The 12,717-nt window shown below is 67.7% G+C and carries 12 protein-coding genes; 6 read left to right on the top strand and 6 right to left on the bottom strand.

Going from position 1 to position 12,717, the window contains the following annotated elements; translation table 11 throughout:
* Positions 1-65 precede the first annotated feature (65 nt).
* Genes ACX28W_RS05965 through ACX28W_RS05955 form a run of 3 tightly spaced genes read right to left on the bottom strand, consistent with a single transcriptional unit; the run spans position 66 to position 2,089 of the window.
* A complete protein-coding gene (locus ACX28W_RS05965) occupies positions 66-1,211 on the bottom strand; it encodes a cystathionine gamma-lyase (RefSeq protein ID WP_458997683.1) in 1,146 nt (381 codons plus the stop codon).
* Positions 1,208-1,699, bottom strand: a complete 492-nt coding sequence (locus ACX28W_RS05960; protein WP_458997682.1) for a low molecular weight protein-tyrosine-phosphatase — start codon at positions 1,697-1,699, stop codon at positions 1,208-1,210. Before ACX28W_RS05960 ends, ACX28W_RS05965 begins: the two co-directional genes overlap by 4 nt.
* A 9-nt stretch (positions 1,700-1,708) precedes the next feature.
* Positions 1,709-2,089 carry a phage holin family protein gene (locus ACX28W_RS05955; RefSeq protein ID WP_458997681.1) on the bottom strand — a complete coding sequence of 127 codons (381 nt, stop codon included), beginning with the start codon at positions 2,087-2,089 and terminating at the stop codon, positions 1,709-1,711.
* Positions 2,090-2,170: 81 nt separating this feature from the next.
* Here ACX28W_RS05955 and ACX28W_RS05950 point away from each other — a divergent pair, with 81 nt between their 5' ends.
* From ACX28W_RS05950 to ACX28W_RS05935, 4 genes are all read left to right on the top strand, one after another.
* On the top strand, positions 2,171-2,488 hold the full coding sequence (locus tag ACX28W_RS05950) for a cupin domain-containing protein (protein WP_362071353.1): 318 nt from the start codon (positions 2,171-2,173) through the stop codon (positions 2,486-2,488).
* Positions 2,489-2,653: 165 nt separating this feature from the next.
* The gene (locus ACX28W_RS05945) at positions 2,654-2,866 is read left to right on the top strand and encodes a DUF5326 family protein (protein ID WP_362071355.1); all 213 of its coding nucleotides are present in this window, start codon (positions 2,654-2,656) and stop codon (positions 2,864-2,866) included.
* Positions 2,867-3,230: 364 nt separating this feature from the next.
* Positions 3,231-4,004: an IclR family transcriptional regulator gene (locus tag ACX28W_RS05940; protein ID WP_458997766.1), complete on the top strand. Its 774-nt coding sequence runs from the start codon at positions 3,231-3,233 to the stop codon at positions 4,002-4,004.
* A 99-nt stretch (positions 4,005-4,103) separates the two neighbouring features.
* Positions 4,104-4,541: an SsgA family sporulation/cell division regulator gene (locus ACX28W_RS05935; RefSeq protein WP_458997680.1), complete on the top strand. Its 438-nt coding sequence runs from the start codon at positions 4,104-4,106 to the stop codon at positions 4,539-4,541.
* A 62-nt stretch (positions 4,542-4,603) separates the two neighbouring features.
* Here the strand turns inward: ACX28W_RS05935 and ACX28W_RS05930 are convergent, their stop codons facing one another.
* Complete coding sequence (locus ACX28W_RS05930) at positions 4,604-6,112, bottom strand: YibE/F family protein (RefSeq protein WP_458997679.1); 1,509 nt, start codon at positions 6,110-6,112, stop codon at positions 4,604-4,606.
* 220 nt (positions 6,113-6,332) lie between these two features.
* On the opposite strand from ACX28W_RS05930, the gene thiC reads away from it, so the two are divergent.
* Both thiC and ACX28W_RS05920 read left to right on the top strand, forming a co-directional pair.
* The gene (gene thiC, locus ACX28W_RS05925; protein WP_458997678.1) at positions 6,333-8,135 is read left to right on the top strand and encodes a phosphomethylpyrimidine synthase ThiC; all 1,803 of its coding nucleotides are present in this window, start codon (positions 6,333-6,335) and stop codon (positions 8,133-8,135) included.
* Between the two features lie 637 nt (positions 8,136-8,772).
* Complete coding sequence (locus ACX28W_RS05920) at positions 8,773-10,266, top strand: VWA domain-containing protein (RefSeq protein WP_458997677.1); 1,494 nt, start codon at positions 8,773-8,775, stop codon at positions 10,264-10,266.
* Positions 10,267-10,422: 156 nt separating this feature from the next.
* Here the strand turns inward: ACX28W_RS05920 and ACX28W_RS05915 are convergent, their stop codons facing one another.
* Both ACX28W_RS05915 and ACX28W_RS05910 read right to left on the bottom strand, forming a co-directional pair.
* A complete protein-coding gene (locus ACX28W_RS05915; RefSeq protein ID WP_458997676.1) occupies positions 10,423-11,292 on the bottom strand; it encodes a hypothetical protein in 870 nt (289 codons plus the stop codon).
* Positions 11,293-11,473: 181 nt separating this feature from the next.
* Complete coding sequence (locus ACX28W_RS05910) at positions 11,474-12,544, bottom strand: metallophosphoesterase (protein ID WP_458997675.1); 1,071 nt, start codon at positions 12,542-12,544, stop codon at positions 11,474-11,476.
* Between the last annotated feature and the right edge of the window lie 173 nt (positions 12,545-12,717).

Here is a 12,717-nt window from a genome sequence, read left to right as displayed (position 1 = left end):
GCGAGGTACTAAACCGGTGGCCCGGATGTGCGTCACAGCGCACCTACCGGTCGCTCAGGAAGGGGTCACTCCGCGGACTCGTCGAGCGCGCGCAGCACATCCGCCACCAGGTCCTCGGGATCCTCGGCACCGGCCGAGAAGCGGACGAAGCCTTCCGGCACGGCGTCGCCGCCCCACCTGCCGCGCCGCTCGGCCGTGGACCGCACCCCGCCGAAACTCGTCGCGTCGTCCACCAGACGCAGCGCGTCGAGGAAACGATCGGCATGCGCGCGCGTGGGCAGCGTGAAGGACACCACGCATCCGAAGCGCCGCATCTGCTGCGAGGCGATCTTGTGCGAGGGGTCGTCGGGCAGTCCCGGATAGCGCAGTCCGGTCACCTCGGGCCGAGCCCGGAGTGCCTCGGCGATCGTCAGGGCGTTGGCGTTCTGCCGGTCGGCGCGCAGCTGGAGTGTGGCGAGGGAGCGGTGGGCAAGCCAGGCCTCCATGGGGCCGGGGATCGCTCCGACGACTTTCCGCCAGCGCCGCACGGACGTCATCAGAGAGGCATCGAGTGCGGTGACGTATCCGAGGAGGATATCGCCGTGCCCGGTGAGCATCTTGGTGCCGCTGGCCACGGAGAAGTCGGCGCCCAGCTCCAGCGGGCGCTGCCCGAGAGGGGTCGCCAGGGTGTTGTCGACGGCGACGAGCGTGCCCTGCGCATGGGCGGCCGCGACAAGCCGTCGTACGTCGCACACGTCGAGCCCGGGGTTCGACGGCGTCTCGATCCACAGCAGCTTCGCGCCGTCGAGCACCTCGAGCTGGGCGTCGCCGCCGGTCGGGGCGGTGCGCACCTCGATGCCGTACGCGGTCAGCTGTTCGCGCACGAGCGGCAGCACCTGGTAGCCGTCGTTGGGCAGCACCACGATGTCTCCCGCGCGCAGCTGGGAGAAGAGCACTGCCGAGATGGCGGCCATGCCGGAGGGGAAGGCGAGCGTCGTGGCGTCGCCCTGTCCGGGTGCCTCCAACTCCCCGATGGCACGCTCCAGGAGTGTCCAGGTCGGGTTCTCGTCACGGCCGTAGGTATATGGGCCGGTCGGCTCGCCCGGCAGATGGAAGTGCGCGGCGAAGACCGGGCCCGGCAGCGTCGGCTCGTACTTGACGGGTTCGGGCAGCCCAGCCCGTACCGCGCGTGTGCCGTCGCCGCTGTCCGTCGCAAAATCCCCTGACGTCATGCCGCCCGTCCCTTCACTTGATCTTTTACCGCGGCAAGCAGTCCAGGGCTCGCCGCCTCCACCATCTCAAGACACTCCTCGAAGCCGTCCACGGGTCCGTAATACGGATCGGGGACGTCCAGATCGTCGCCCGCGGCGGGGTCGTACGACCGCAGCAGCCGGACCTTCTCCGCGTCCTCGGGCGTGGGCGCGAGACGGCGCAGGGCCTTGAGATGGCCGGCGTCGAGGGCGATGACGAGGTCGAGGCGGGAGAACCACGCGGCGTGGAACTGGCGAGCCGCATGGCTGCTCTCATAACCGCCCGCCTCCAGCACGGCGACAGTGCGCGCGTCGGCGCCGTCTCCCTCGTGCCAGCCGCCCGTGCCCGCGCTGTCGACTTCGACCAGGCCTTCGAGTCCGGCCCCTTCTATACGGGCACGGAAGACGGACTCGGCCATCGGGGAGCGGCAGATGTTGCCGGTGCAGACGAAACAGATGCGATAGGGCATCGCGAGCACTCAGTCCTTGCTGTCGGGCAGGACGACGTTGAGCGCCCAGGAGACGATCGAGATGATCAGGCCGCCCACGACCGCGGTCCAGAAGCCCTCCACGTGGAAACTCAGGTCGAGCTTGTCGGCCAGCCACGAAGTGAGCAGCAGCATCAGGGCGTTGACCACGAGGGTGATCAGGCCGAGCGTGAGGATGAAGAGCGGGAAGGTCAGCACCTTCACGACTGGCTTGACCAGGAAGTTCACCAGCCCGAAGATCAGCGCGACGAGCAGCAGAGTGCCGACCTTCTTGCCGGTGCTGCCGCCCGTCAGGGTGATCTTGTCGAGCAGCCAGACGGCGACGGCCAGGGCCCCCGCGTTGGCGATCGTCTTGACTACGAAATTCTTCATGTGTCTGATCGTGACAGAAGAGATCGACTGGTGAGCAAGGCTGTGGACACAGCCTGTGGAGTACGGGAGCGGACAAGGGCGATGAAGGCATTTCGGCTGGACGAACTGGAGGCGGAACGCGCCGCCAACGACGGTGCTTACCTGCAGTTCCTGCGCGAGCGGAACATGTCGGTCGGCCTGTACGCACTCGATGCGGGCGAACTGGACTCACAGAAGCCGCACCAGCAGGACGAGGTGTACCTCGTGGTGAGCGGGCGGGCCGCGATCACGGTCGGTCTGGAGACCACGCAGGTGGCACGCGGCAGCGTCGTGTACGTACCCGCGGGGGTTGCCCACAAGTTCCACCACATCACCGAGGACCTGAGGGTTGTGGTGGTGTTCTCTCCGCCCGAGAGCTGACGTCCGCCTCAGGGTTCCCTAGGGGAACGGTCAGGGGAGGACAAGGGGTGCGGGGCCCCCGCCGGGTGCCCTGTCGGCTCTAGCATCGAGTGCAGGACATCAGAGAACCCGGAATCAGAGTCCTGGACTTGGGGCGACGGGCGAAGAGAGGCAAGGACAAGGGAGATGCAAGAGATCTTCAACGGGATGCCGTGGTGGGTGAAGTGGATCGCGGTGCCGGTCATCGCCCTGGTCGTGTTCGGCACCGTGATAGTCAGTGTGCTCACTGTCGTGATCGGCCTGCTCTTCAAGGTGCTGGTCTTCGTCGCGCTCGTCGGCGGTTTGATCTACGTAGTACGGAAGTTCACGTCGAGTTCGTCGTCGCGCAGCGATTGGTGAGGCGCAGCCGGGGGAGCACCTGGTAACGAGCAGGTCGGTAAAGGGGAACTCGAGGTTCCCTCGGCCGAGGGAAGTTTCCGGCGAGGCCGTCTGTAAGCGGTGGCAGGCCGTTAAAGTCCGGAATTCGACGCGGGGGCGATCCCCGCGGGCAGCGCACAGCTCCCTCCCGTGTTCCCCCGCACGGGCGGTCCCCCTCGCGCTTCGGGAGTGCCCCTTGGCCACGGTTGACACCGCACCCGCAGAATCACCCGCTCCGCCCATCCAGCGATCCCATGCCTCCGCGGGGCCGTGTGCCCCCCCGGCACAGCCACGCACCTCGCTTGCGGAGGTACGAACCCCGCTTGCGGAACCGCGTACTCCTCCCCTGGAGGTCCCGCCCTCGGAGCCTCCTCCCACGACCTTGATCGGCTCCGTGCAGCGGGCGATGCGGCTCCTGGAGGGCGTCGCCGCACGCGAGCACGGGGCACCTGCGAAGCAACTCGCCCGGGAAGCCGGACTCGCGCTGCCGACGGCCTACCATCTGCTGCGCACGCTGGTGCACGAGGGCTATCTACGCCGTGACAAAGGGCTGTTCTTCCTGGGGGAGGCCGCCGAGCGGCTGAGCAGCAGCGGAGCCCAGCAGAAACGTCGCAGCACGGTGAGCGAAACGCTCGCCCAGTGGCGCGATTCGATCGGTGTGCCGGTGTACTACGCGGTCTACCGCGACGGCGAGATCGAGGTCATGTGCGTCGCTGATACCCCGGGGAATCCGGCGGTGGAGGAGTGGGCCGACTTCCGGGAGACCGGCCACGCCCACGCGGTCGGCCAGTGTCTGCTGTCCCAACTGGACGAGAAGGCCCGCCGGGATCACCTCGATCGCTATCCGGTGCAGTCGATCACTCCGTACACGGTGCGTGACAACGCCAGTCTGCTGCGGCGCCTGGAGCGTACGGGGCGGATGGAGCCCGTCATCGAGCGGCAGGAGTACGCGCTGGGCACGGTCTGCGCCGCTCTCCCCCTCACGGCCGGCACAACTGCCGCGACTTTGGCCATTTCTCTGCCTGTTCACCAGGCCGATCGACTGCTACCCGCTGCACGGCAGCTACAGGGTGAGATCGGCAGGCTGTTGGGGACACTCGCGATCTCTATCAGCATCTGAAAACTCACTCCTTGTGATCTCGCGTGTACGTTGAGCAAGATTTCGGCAGTGTCAGGGGGATGATTCCTGGCCAGTCGACGGCAAACGACGGGGTAGGCGATGCGCGAGTCGGTACAGGCAGAGATCATGATGAGCTTCCTCGTGTCGGAGGAGCTCTCTTTCCGCATTCCGGTGGAGCTGCGATACGAGACCTGTGATCCCTACGCGGTGCGGCTGACCTTCCACTTGCCCGGAGATGCGCCCGTGACCTGGGCGTTCGGGCGGGAGCTGCTGATCGACGGCGTGGGCCGGCCGTGCGGCGACGGCGATGTGCACATCGCGCCCGCCGATCCGGACGCCTTCGGTGAGGTGCTGATCCGGCTTCAGGTGGGCGGCGACCACGCGCTGTTCCGGTCCGGGGCGGCGCCGCTCGTGGCATTCCTCGACCGCACGGACAAGCTGGTGCCATTGGGGCAGGAGCGTTCCCTGGCCGACTTCGACGCCCACCTCGACGAGGCGTTGGACCGGATCCTTGCGGAGGAGCAGAGCGCGGGCTGACAGCGCTCCGGCACCCCCAAGTGGAGTAACGCTTCCTCACAAGTGAGGCGGTCCGGGAGGCTTCAGCGCTTGCGGCGGCGACCCCTCCCGCCACGCACCGGAGTCCTGCTCCCGGCGGGCTCCACGGGGGTGGCAGGACCCCCTGGCCGGTCCGCCGAGACCACCAGGGCGGCCAGCGCGGTGGTCACCGGCACTGAGGCGACGAGACCGATCGAGCCGATCAGGGTGCGCACGATCTCCTCGGCGACCAGTTCGCTGTTGGCGACTGCGCCCACACTGCTCTGCGCGATCGAGAAGAGCAGCAGCAGCGGCAGCGCGGCGCCGGCGTATGCCAGGACGAGCGTGTTGACGACCGACGCGATGTGGTCGCGGCCGATCCGAATGCCCGCGCGGTACAGACCGCGCCAGCCCATCGTCGGATTGGCCTCGTGCAACTCCCAGACCGCGGACGTCTGTGTCACCGTCACATCGTCGAGGACACCGAGCGAACCGATGATGACGCCGGCGAGCAGTAGACCGCTCATGTCGATGGACGGGTACAAGCCGTGGATCAGTCCAGTGTTGTCGTCCGTGTTGCCGGTCAGCGCGGCCCAGCCGATGAACACGGAGCCGAGTACGCCGATCAGCACCAGCGAGAGCAGTGTGCCGATCACCGCCACTGACGTGCGGGCCGAGAGGCCATGGCACATGTACAGCGCGATCAGCATGATGGCGCTGGCCCCGACAATCGCCACGATCAGTGGATCCGAGCCTTGCAGGATCGCGGGCAGGATGAAGAACGTCAGGATGAGGAAGCTGACGGCCAGCGCGATCAGCGCCATGACGCCGCGCATCCGGCCCACCACCACGGTGACCACGGCGAAGATCCCGGCGAGCAGCGCCAGGGGGAACTTCCGGTTCACGTCGCTGACCGAGTACTGAAGATCCTTGGGCGCGGAGGGTTCGTATGCGACCACGACCTTCTGGCCTTGGTGCAACTGCCGTGACTGGTCGGGCTGGACGATCTCGGTGAATGTACGGCCCTTGTCCTTGCCGGTGTCGACCCGGATCGTCGCCTTTTTGCAGTCGCCCGTCGCCTGCTGCTGGGCGGAGGAGCCTTCGGCGGTGGAGGTGTCGCCGGTCGGGGTCTCCCCCGACGCGTTGACGGACTTGCAGTCCACCTTGTCGACCTTGGTGACCGTGGCCTGCTGGGTCTGCCGGTCGAAGCCGACGCCGGTGCGCTCGTGGGACGGGGCACCACCGGGCCAGAGCACCAGGAGACCCACAAAGACCGCGGCGGCGAAGGGGATCAGCACCGCGGCGATGACCTTGCGCAGGTGCTTGGAGACGGGCGCGGCGGGGCCATGGCTGTGACTGTGAGAGTGGCCCGATCCGTGCCCGCCACCCGATCCGTGCCCGCCACCCGATCCGTGCCCGTCTCCGGGGCCGTGCCCGTCTCCGGGCCCGGGGCCACGGTCGCCGTCCGGTCCATGCCCGTGGCCGCCACCGGAGCCATGTCCATGGCCGTCACCGGAGCCGGGTCGGCGCGGCGGGTCGGGCGGTGGGAACGAGGGCTTCTGCGATGTGGTCACCTACCGATCATCGCAAGAACGGCGAGGGCCCTCTGTTCACCGCGCCAGATATGACGCTAGCGTGGAGGCACCTTTGCACACGCGGGAGCTCGGAGCACCGGGCTGAGAGGGCGCTGACCTTCGTCTTAGCGATGTTTCACATGAAACATCGGCAGACGGAAGCCGCTGCGTCGACCGCTGAACCTGTTACCGGGTAATGCCGGCGTAGGGAGTAGGTCTCATGACCAACAAGGACGTACGCACGCCTGCCTCCAGCCAGGGCGAACAGCCGAAGGAGGCCGGGAAGTCCATCGGCTGGCACAAGGCATACGTCGGGGGTTCGCGCCCCGACCTACGAGTGCCGGTCCGTCAGGTGCACCTCACCAACGGGCAGTCCGTCACGCTGTACGACACCTCCGGTCCGTACACCGACCCGACCACCGACACCGACGTACGCAGGGGCCTGGCGCCACTGCGCGAGAACTGGATCACCGCCCGCGGTGACACCGCGGAGTACGCGGGTCGTCCCGTCCGTCCCGAGGACGACGGGATCAAGCACACCTCGCCGCGCGGGGGCTTGCGCAATCTCGACGCAGTCTTCCCGGGGCGGCCGCGCCAGCCGCGCCGCGGCCGTCCCGGAGAGGCGGTCACACAGCTCGCATACGCTCGCCGCGGCGAGATCACGCCCGAGATGGAGTTCGTGGCGATCCGCGAGAACGTCGACCCTGAAATCGTCCGTGAGGAGATCGCCGCCGGCCGCGCGGTACTGCCCGCGAACGTCAATCACCCGGAGATCGAGCCGATGATCATCGGCAAGCGGTTCCTGGTGAAGGTCAACGCCAACATCGGCAACTCCGCCGTCACCTCCTCCATCGAGGAAGAGGTCGAGAAAATGACCTGGGCAACCCGCTGGGGCGCCGACACGGTCATGGACCTGTCCACCGGCCGCAACATCCACACCACGCGTGAATGGGTCCTGCGCAACTCCCCTGTCCCTATCGGCACGGTGCCGCTCTATCAGGCCCTGGAGAAAGTCGACGGCCACGCCGAGGAGCTGACCTGGGACATCTACAAGGACACCGTCATCGAGCAGGCCGAGCAGGGCGTGGACTACATGACCGTCCATGCGGGTGTACGTCTGCCGTACGTGCCGCTCACCGCGAACCGCAAGACCGGCATCGTCTCGCGCGGCGGCTCGATCATGGCGGCCTGGTGCTTGGCGCACCACAAGGAATCGTTCTTGTACGCGAACTTCGAGGAGCTCTGCGAGATCCTCGCCGCCTACGACGTCACGTACTCGCTGGGCGACGGGCTGCGACCCGGGTCGATCGCGGATGCCAACGACGCGGCTCAGTTTGCGGAGTTGAGGACGCTCGGGGAACTCAACACGATCGCGAAGCGTTTTCATGTACAGACGATGATCGAAGGCCCGGGACATGTCCCGATGCACAAGATCAAAGAGAACATCGACCTTCAGCAGGAGATCTGTGATGAAGCTCCGTTCTATACGCTCGGCCCGCTGACGACGGACGTCGCGCCGGCGTACGACCACATCACCTCCGGCATCGGTGCCGCGATGATCGCCTGGTGGGGCACGGCCATGCTCTGCTATGTCACGCCCAAGGAGCACTTGGGCCTGCCCAACCGTGACGACGTCAAGACCGGCGTCATCACCTACAAGATCGCCGCCCACGCAGCCGACCTCGCCAAGGGGCACCCAGGTGCGCAGGAATGGGACGACGCGCTGTCCGACGCTCGCTTCGAATTCCGGTGGGAGGACCAGTTCAACCTGGCCCTTGACCCGGACACGGCACGGGAGTTCCACGACGAGACCCTGCCGGCCGTGCCCGCCAAGACGGCGCACTTCTGCTCCATGTGCGGCCCGAAGTTCTGCAGCATGAAGATTAGCCAAAGCATCACGGAGCGGTTCGGTGGTACGGCGGCTGCTGGGGCGACGGCGGATGAGGTAGCCGAGGGGATGCTCCAGAAGTCGAAGGAGTTCGCGGCGAGCGGGAACAGGGTCTACCTGCCGCTGGCAGACTGAATGCTGGAACGGCGGTGCTCCTTGGGGCAGTCGGCCAGGAAGCACCGCCGTAGTTTATTTTCGTTGGGCATTCCTCAGCCGCTCGACCTGCTTTTTGATCAAATGGAGTCAAACACCTTCTCTTGGAAGGCAAGGGGCTTTAACTGTTCCGTGGTCAGGGGGCGTGCGTCGGCCTCAACCAAAGCTGAATCCTTTGCTGTCTCATTTGAGGAGTGAGCCCCTTGATTCGTTCCGCAACGGTGAGCATCTGTCCCCCCAGTGGGTGTGATCAGGAACGCGGACGCTACCGCGCCCCCCAGCGTTTCGGCAGACGGTTTTCGGGTCCGGCATATCGTTTGTGCCCGGGGCTGGCTTTGCTTGGATGCTGAGTCTGCTCTGGCCGGGCCAACTCAGGGGCGCGATTTTCCAGCACGAAGATCTCGCAGGACATCCGCCGTGAATACGGAGGCACCAAGGCGGAGATCAAGGAGGGTATGGCGCAGAAGTCCAAGAAGTTCGCCGCCGCAGGCAACCAGGTCCATCTGCCGTTGGCGGATTGAAGCGCAGGTATGTGGTGAGTGTGTCCGTGGGCCGTTCGAAGCGGGATGTATGTGCATCGAACGGCTCCGTGGCCGCGTTCTCTCGGCAGACTGGGCGCATGACATCGACAGCCATGAGCAAGGGCGCCAATCTTCCCGTCACTGCTGGGGCACTGCAGGCCGTGCTCAGCTGGAGAGGAGGAGCCGGTGCGCCGGACGCGGACGCCTCGGCGCTGCTGCTCGGCGTGGGGGGACGGGTGCGGGACGACGGCGACTTCGTCTTCTACAACCAGCCGCAGCATGCCTCCCGCGCCGTACGCCATCTCGGTAAGCGGCAGGATGGCGATGCCACGACGGACACGGTCGAAGTGGACCTGCGCGCCCTGGAAACGGAGATCGAGCGGGTCGTTCTGTGCGCTTCGGCCGACGGTGGCACCTTCGGTGAGCTGTCCGGACTGACGCTGCGGCTGTTCGACGCCGGAACGCAGCAGGAGTTCGCGCGCTTCGAGATGGAGGCCACGACGGAGACGGCGTTCATCGGGGGTGAGCTGTATCTGCGCGGCGGTCAGTGGAAGTTCCGTGCCGTGGGACAGGGGTATGCGTCCGGACTCGCGGGCCTGGCAACCGACTTCGGCATCAGCGTCGATGAGGAGGCGTCCGTGGGTGCGTCGCCGGTCCACCCCGCGGCCCCTCCGGCGGCTTCGGCCGCGGTTACGCCAGGGATCCCCGGGCCCACCTCGCAGATCCCGCCGATGCCCCCAACGCCCCCGACGCCGGCGGCAACACCCGGGTCCGCCGCATCCTGGGGCCCCACCGCAACCCCACCCACGGCAACACCCTCCGCGGCACGCCTCAGCAAGGGCGAGGAGCAGCTGCCCGTCGATATGCGCAAGCGGCTCTCCCTGCGCAAGGAGCAGGTGGCCGTCAGTCTGCGGAAGCACGGTGCCGCGGGCGTCACGGCGCGTGTCGTGCTGATCCTCGATGCCTCCGGTTCCATGTCCTTCCTGTACTCGAAGGGCGTCGTGGCCGACGTGGTGGAGCGGATGGCCGCGGTGGCCGCGCAGTTGGACGACGACGGTGTGATGCAGGCGTGGACATTCGCCTCCCACGCGGCCCGGCTGCCGGATCTGAGGCTGGGCGAGTTGCCCGAGTGGCTCGAACTCCATGTCCGGATCGGCGAGCTGAGCCTGTTCCGGCGCAAGAAGCCGCGGAAGGGCCTGCTGCCGGGGCAGGTGGACATGCGGGCGGTCGGTATCCAGAACGAGGAGCAGAAGGCGATCGCGGAGGTTCGCTCGTATGTTCGTGAGCATCCGGCCGCCGACCCCACGCTGGTGCTGTTCTTCTCCGACGGAGGTGTCTACCGCAACAAGGAGATCGAGCAGGAGTTGCTGGAAGCGGTGGATGAGCCGATCTTCTGGCAGTTCGTGGGTCTGGGACGGTCCAACTACGGGGTGCTGGAGCGGTTCGACACCCTGCCGGGACGACGCGTCGACAACGTCGGGTTCTTCGCCGTGGACGACATCAGTCGTGTCCCGGACCCGGAGCTGTACGACCGGCTGCTCTCACAGTTCCCGGCTTGGATGACCGCGGCCCGGCGGCTGGGCATCGTCTGAGCCCGCTCGCCGAGGAGCGTACGAGCGTATGCCGCGCACGGAGCAGGGCCCGCGCTGCGTCAGCGCGGGCCCGGTCCTTCCCGTCACCGCGGTGTCCGCAGAGCCTGTCGTCCCAGTGTTCGCTGAGCCGTCGCTCCGGTGTGGGCCCGGCGGGTGTCACTCCGGCTGGTGCTCGGGTCCTCCGAAGTCCGGGCTCGTGAAGTCCGGGCTGGTGAAGCTCGGGCGCGGGCCCGCCGCGGGTCCGCCCTCGGGGCTGCTGAACCCCGGCCGGTTGTAGCCGAGGTGCGGCATGCGGCCGGTGGTCGGCGCCGGGGACGGACGACCCAGTGCCGCCGTACCCGGATCGGCGAGTGCCTCCCGGAGGAACGGCATGATGCCGCGCTCCAGCAGGGCCTTGCGCCAGGCTTCCCTGGCCCGGGCCACCTCCGCGTTCCGCTCGCCGTGTGCTCCGGCCTGGAGCGAGGACGAGCCGTCGCGCAGCGCGGTGAGCAGCAGCCCGACCGCGGCGGCCAGCGTCGCGGCCGCCGCGACCGCGCCGAAGACCCAGCCGGTGGTCAGGAGGGTCTTGGCCAACGTCGGCTCGGGGTCGAGCATCTTCAGGATGTAACCGACGATCAGGAAGATCGCCGCGGCTGTCCCGGCGAGGACGGGGGCGAGCACCGCGACGACGGCCATGACGCCCGCTCCGGCGGTCTCGGCAACCTCCCCCATGGTGGTGGCGAGCCCCATCGCGGTCGTGCCCGACTCCGTGGAGCCGGCTTCTTCACTCACGGTCGGGGTGGACGGCGTCGGCTGGCGCAGTTCCTCGCGGACCTTCACATAGTGCGCGTACTCGGTCGCCGCGGCCGCCGTGATGAGCGCGGTGGCGTTGAGCGCCATGGTGCGTAGCTGTTCGGGGTTGAGCCGCTGGCCGACAGCGGCGAGTTCCGGGCGGTGTGGGGCGGAGCGCAGCGCCTCGCCGAGGATCCGCTCGTATTCCTGGCGGTCCTCGCTCAGCAGGTGCTGCGGAACGCTGTTCATGTGCATCCCCCGATGCTCCGTAGGGCTGATGGCTCGCACGCTGACGAGCCGTTGGGCAGAAACGGAGGGGAGCCTGCTACGGATAAACCGATGGTAGAGCGGTGACGGCACGCCATGACAGGGGGTTTGCAGAAATTGGCCCCCCGTCGGCGCAGTCCTTCGTGGGGGACGCCTGCCCGGAGAACCCTCAGCTATCCAGCGGCAGTTGCCGTACCAGCAGCTTTCCGGCCATGGTCACTCCGCCGTCCATCGCGATGGCCAGCCCGTCGGCGTACAGATGCGGTCCGTCGACCACCGGCCCCGCGCTGTCCTCGCCGTCCTCCGAGCCGACCTCGCCGAGGAGGTAGGGAATGGGGCTGTGACCATGGACGATGCGCGTGCCGCCGTACGTGTCCAGCAGGGAGAGCACGGCTTCGGCGCCGCCGTCGTCGCGGAAGGCGAAGCGCTTGGTGAACTTCCTGAAGAGGTCCCAGCACTCGTCCGCGTCGTTGCGTGTGAGGGTCTCGCGGACGGTGTCGTTGACCGCTTCGATGGAGTCGCCGTAGTCCAGATAGGCCGTGGTGTCGGAGTGCACCAGCAGGTGCCCGTCGACCTGTTCCATCGCGTCGAGGCGGGCCATCCACTGCAAGTGGTGGTCCTGGAGGCGGTCCATGTCGGTCTTCTGGCCGCCGTTGAGCAGCCAGGCGGCCTGGAAGGTGGCGGTGCCCGCTCCGGAGTTGACGGGCGTGTCGCCGAACCGCCTGGCGCCGAGCAGCAGCAGCTCGTGGTTGCCCATGAGCGCCTTGCAGTAACCGCCGACCGCGGCCGCCTCGGCGGACAGCCGCATCACGAGGTCGATCACACCGATGCCGTCCGGGCCGCGGTCGGTGAAGTCGCCGAGGAACCACAGGCGCGCGGTCCCGGCGGACCAGCTTCCCGCGGCGTCGATGAGGCCCTGCTCCTGGAGCGCGGCGACCAGCTCGTCGAGATAGCCGTGGACGTCGCCGACGACGTACAGCGGGCCCGGCCCGGCGGCCGGCTGCGGGGCCGGTACGGATTCGGGGTCGATGACGACCTGAACCGTGTCGCCCCGGTTGATCACGGGCAGATCGCGCCGCGTGGGCGTATACCCCTCGGGCTCCTCGGCGGGTCTGTTACCCGCGTCGGGAGGCGTGTTCTGCGCGTACGGACCGGTCTCGTGGACGTACGCGGGCACCCGGAAGTCGCGCAACGTCGCCGTCCGCACCGCCTCGGGTCCCTGACCGGCCCCCTGAGTCATCGACCCCTCCACCACCATCGCGCCGCATCTGCACCGGATCGGACTGCCTGGTCGCAGCGGCCCGCGGTGTCGTGGGCCCATCATAGGAATGCGGATCGCGCCATGTGGTGACCCAGGGGTGGTGAATCGGAGCAGGAGCCCAGTTCATCGCGGTTTTCGCCCGAATTGGGCGG

The organism is Streptomyces sp. SD15 (genome assembly GCF_054462255.1).
The sequence above is the reverse complement of the archived record's forward strand: the minus strand, read 5'-3'. Positions and strand labels throughout refer to the sequence as shown.

What these genes read in the sequence shown, in the direction of transcription:
- ACX28W_RS05910 (WP_458997675.1), bottom strand. Translation starts at nt 12,544, where the DNA reads ATGACTCAGGGGGCCGGTCAGGGACCCGAGGCGGTGCGGACGGCGACG.
- ACX28W_RS05950 (WP_362071353.1), top strand. Translation starts at nt 2,171, where the DNA reads ATGAAGGCATTTCGGCTGGACGAACTGGAGGCGGAACGCGCCGCCAAC.
- ACX28W_RS05955 (WP_458997681.1), bottom strand. Translation starts at nt 2,089, where the DNA reads ATGAAGAATTTCGTAGTCAAGACGATCGCCAACGCGGGGGCCCTGGCC.
- ACX28W_RS05965 (WP_458997683.1), bottom strand. Translation starts at nt 1,211, where the DNA reads ATGACGTCAGGGGATTTTGCGACGGACAGCGGCGACGGCACACGCGCG.
- ACX28W_RS05920 (WP_458997677.1), top strand. Translation starts at nt 8,773, where the DNA reads ATGACATCGACAGCCATGAGCAAGGGCGCCAATCTTCCCGTCACTGCT.
- ACX28W_RS05960 (WP_458997682.1), bottom strand. Translation starts at nt 1,699, where the DNA reads ATGCCCTATCGCATCTGTTTCGTCTGCACCGGCAACATCTGCCGCTCC.
- ACX28W_RS05935 (WP_458997680.1), top strand. Translation starts at nt 4,104, where the DNA reads ATGCGCGAGTCGGTACAGGCAGAGATCATGATGAGCTTCCTCGTGTCG.
- ACX28W_RS05945 (WP_362071355.1), top strand. Translation starts at nt 2,654, where the DNA reads ATGCAAGAGATCTTCAACGGGATGCCGTGGTGGGTGAAGTGGATCGCG.
- thiC (WP_458997678.1), top strand. Translation starts at nt 6,333, where the DNA reads ATGACCAACAAGGACGTACGCACGCCTGCCTCCAGCCAGGGCGAACAG.
- ACX28W_RS05915 (WP_458997676.1), bottom strand. Translation starts at nt 11,292, where the DNA reads ATGCACATGAACAGCGTTCCGCAGCACCTGCTGAGCGAGGACCGCCAG.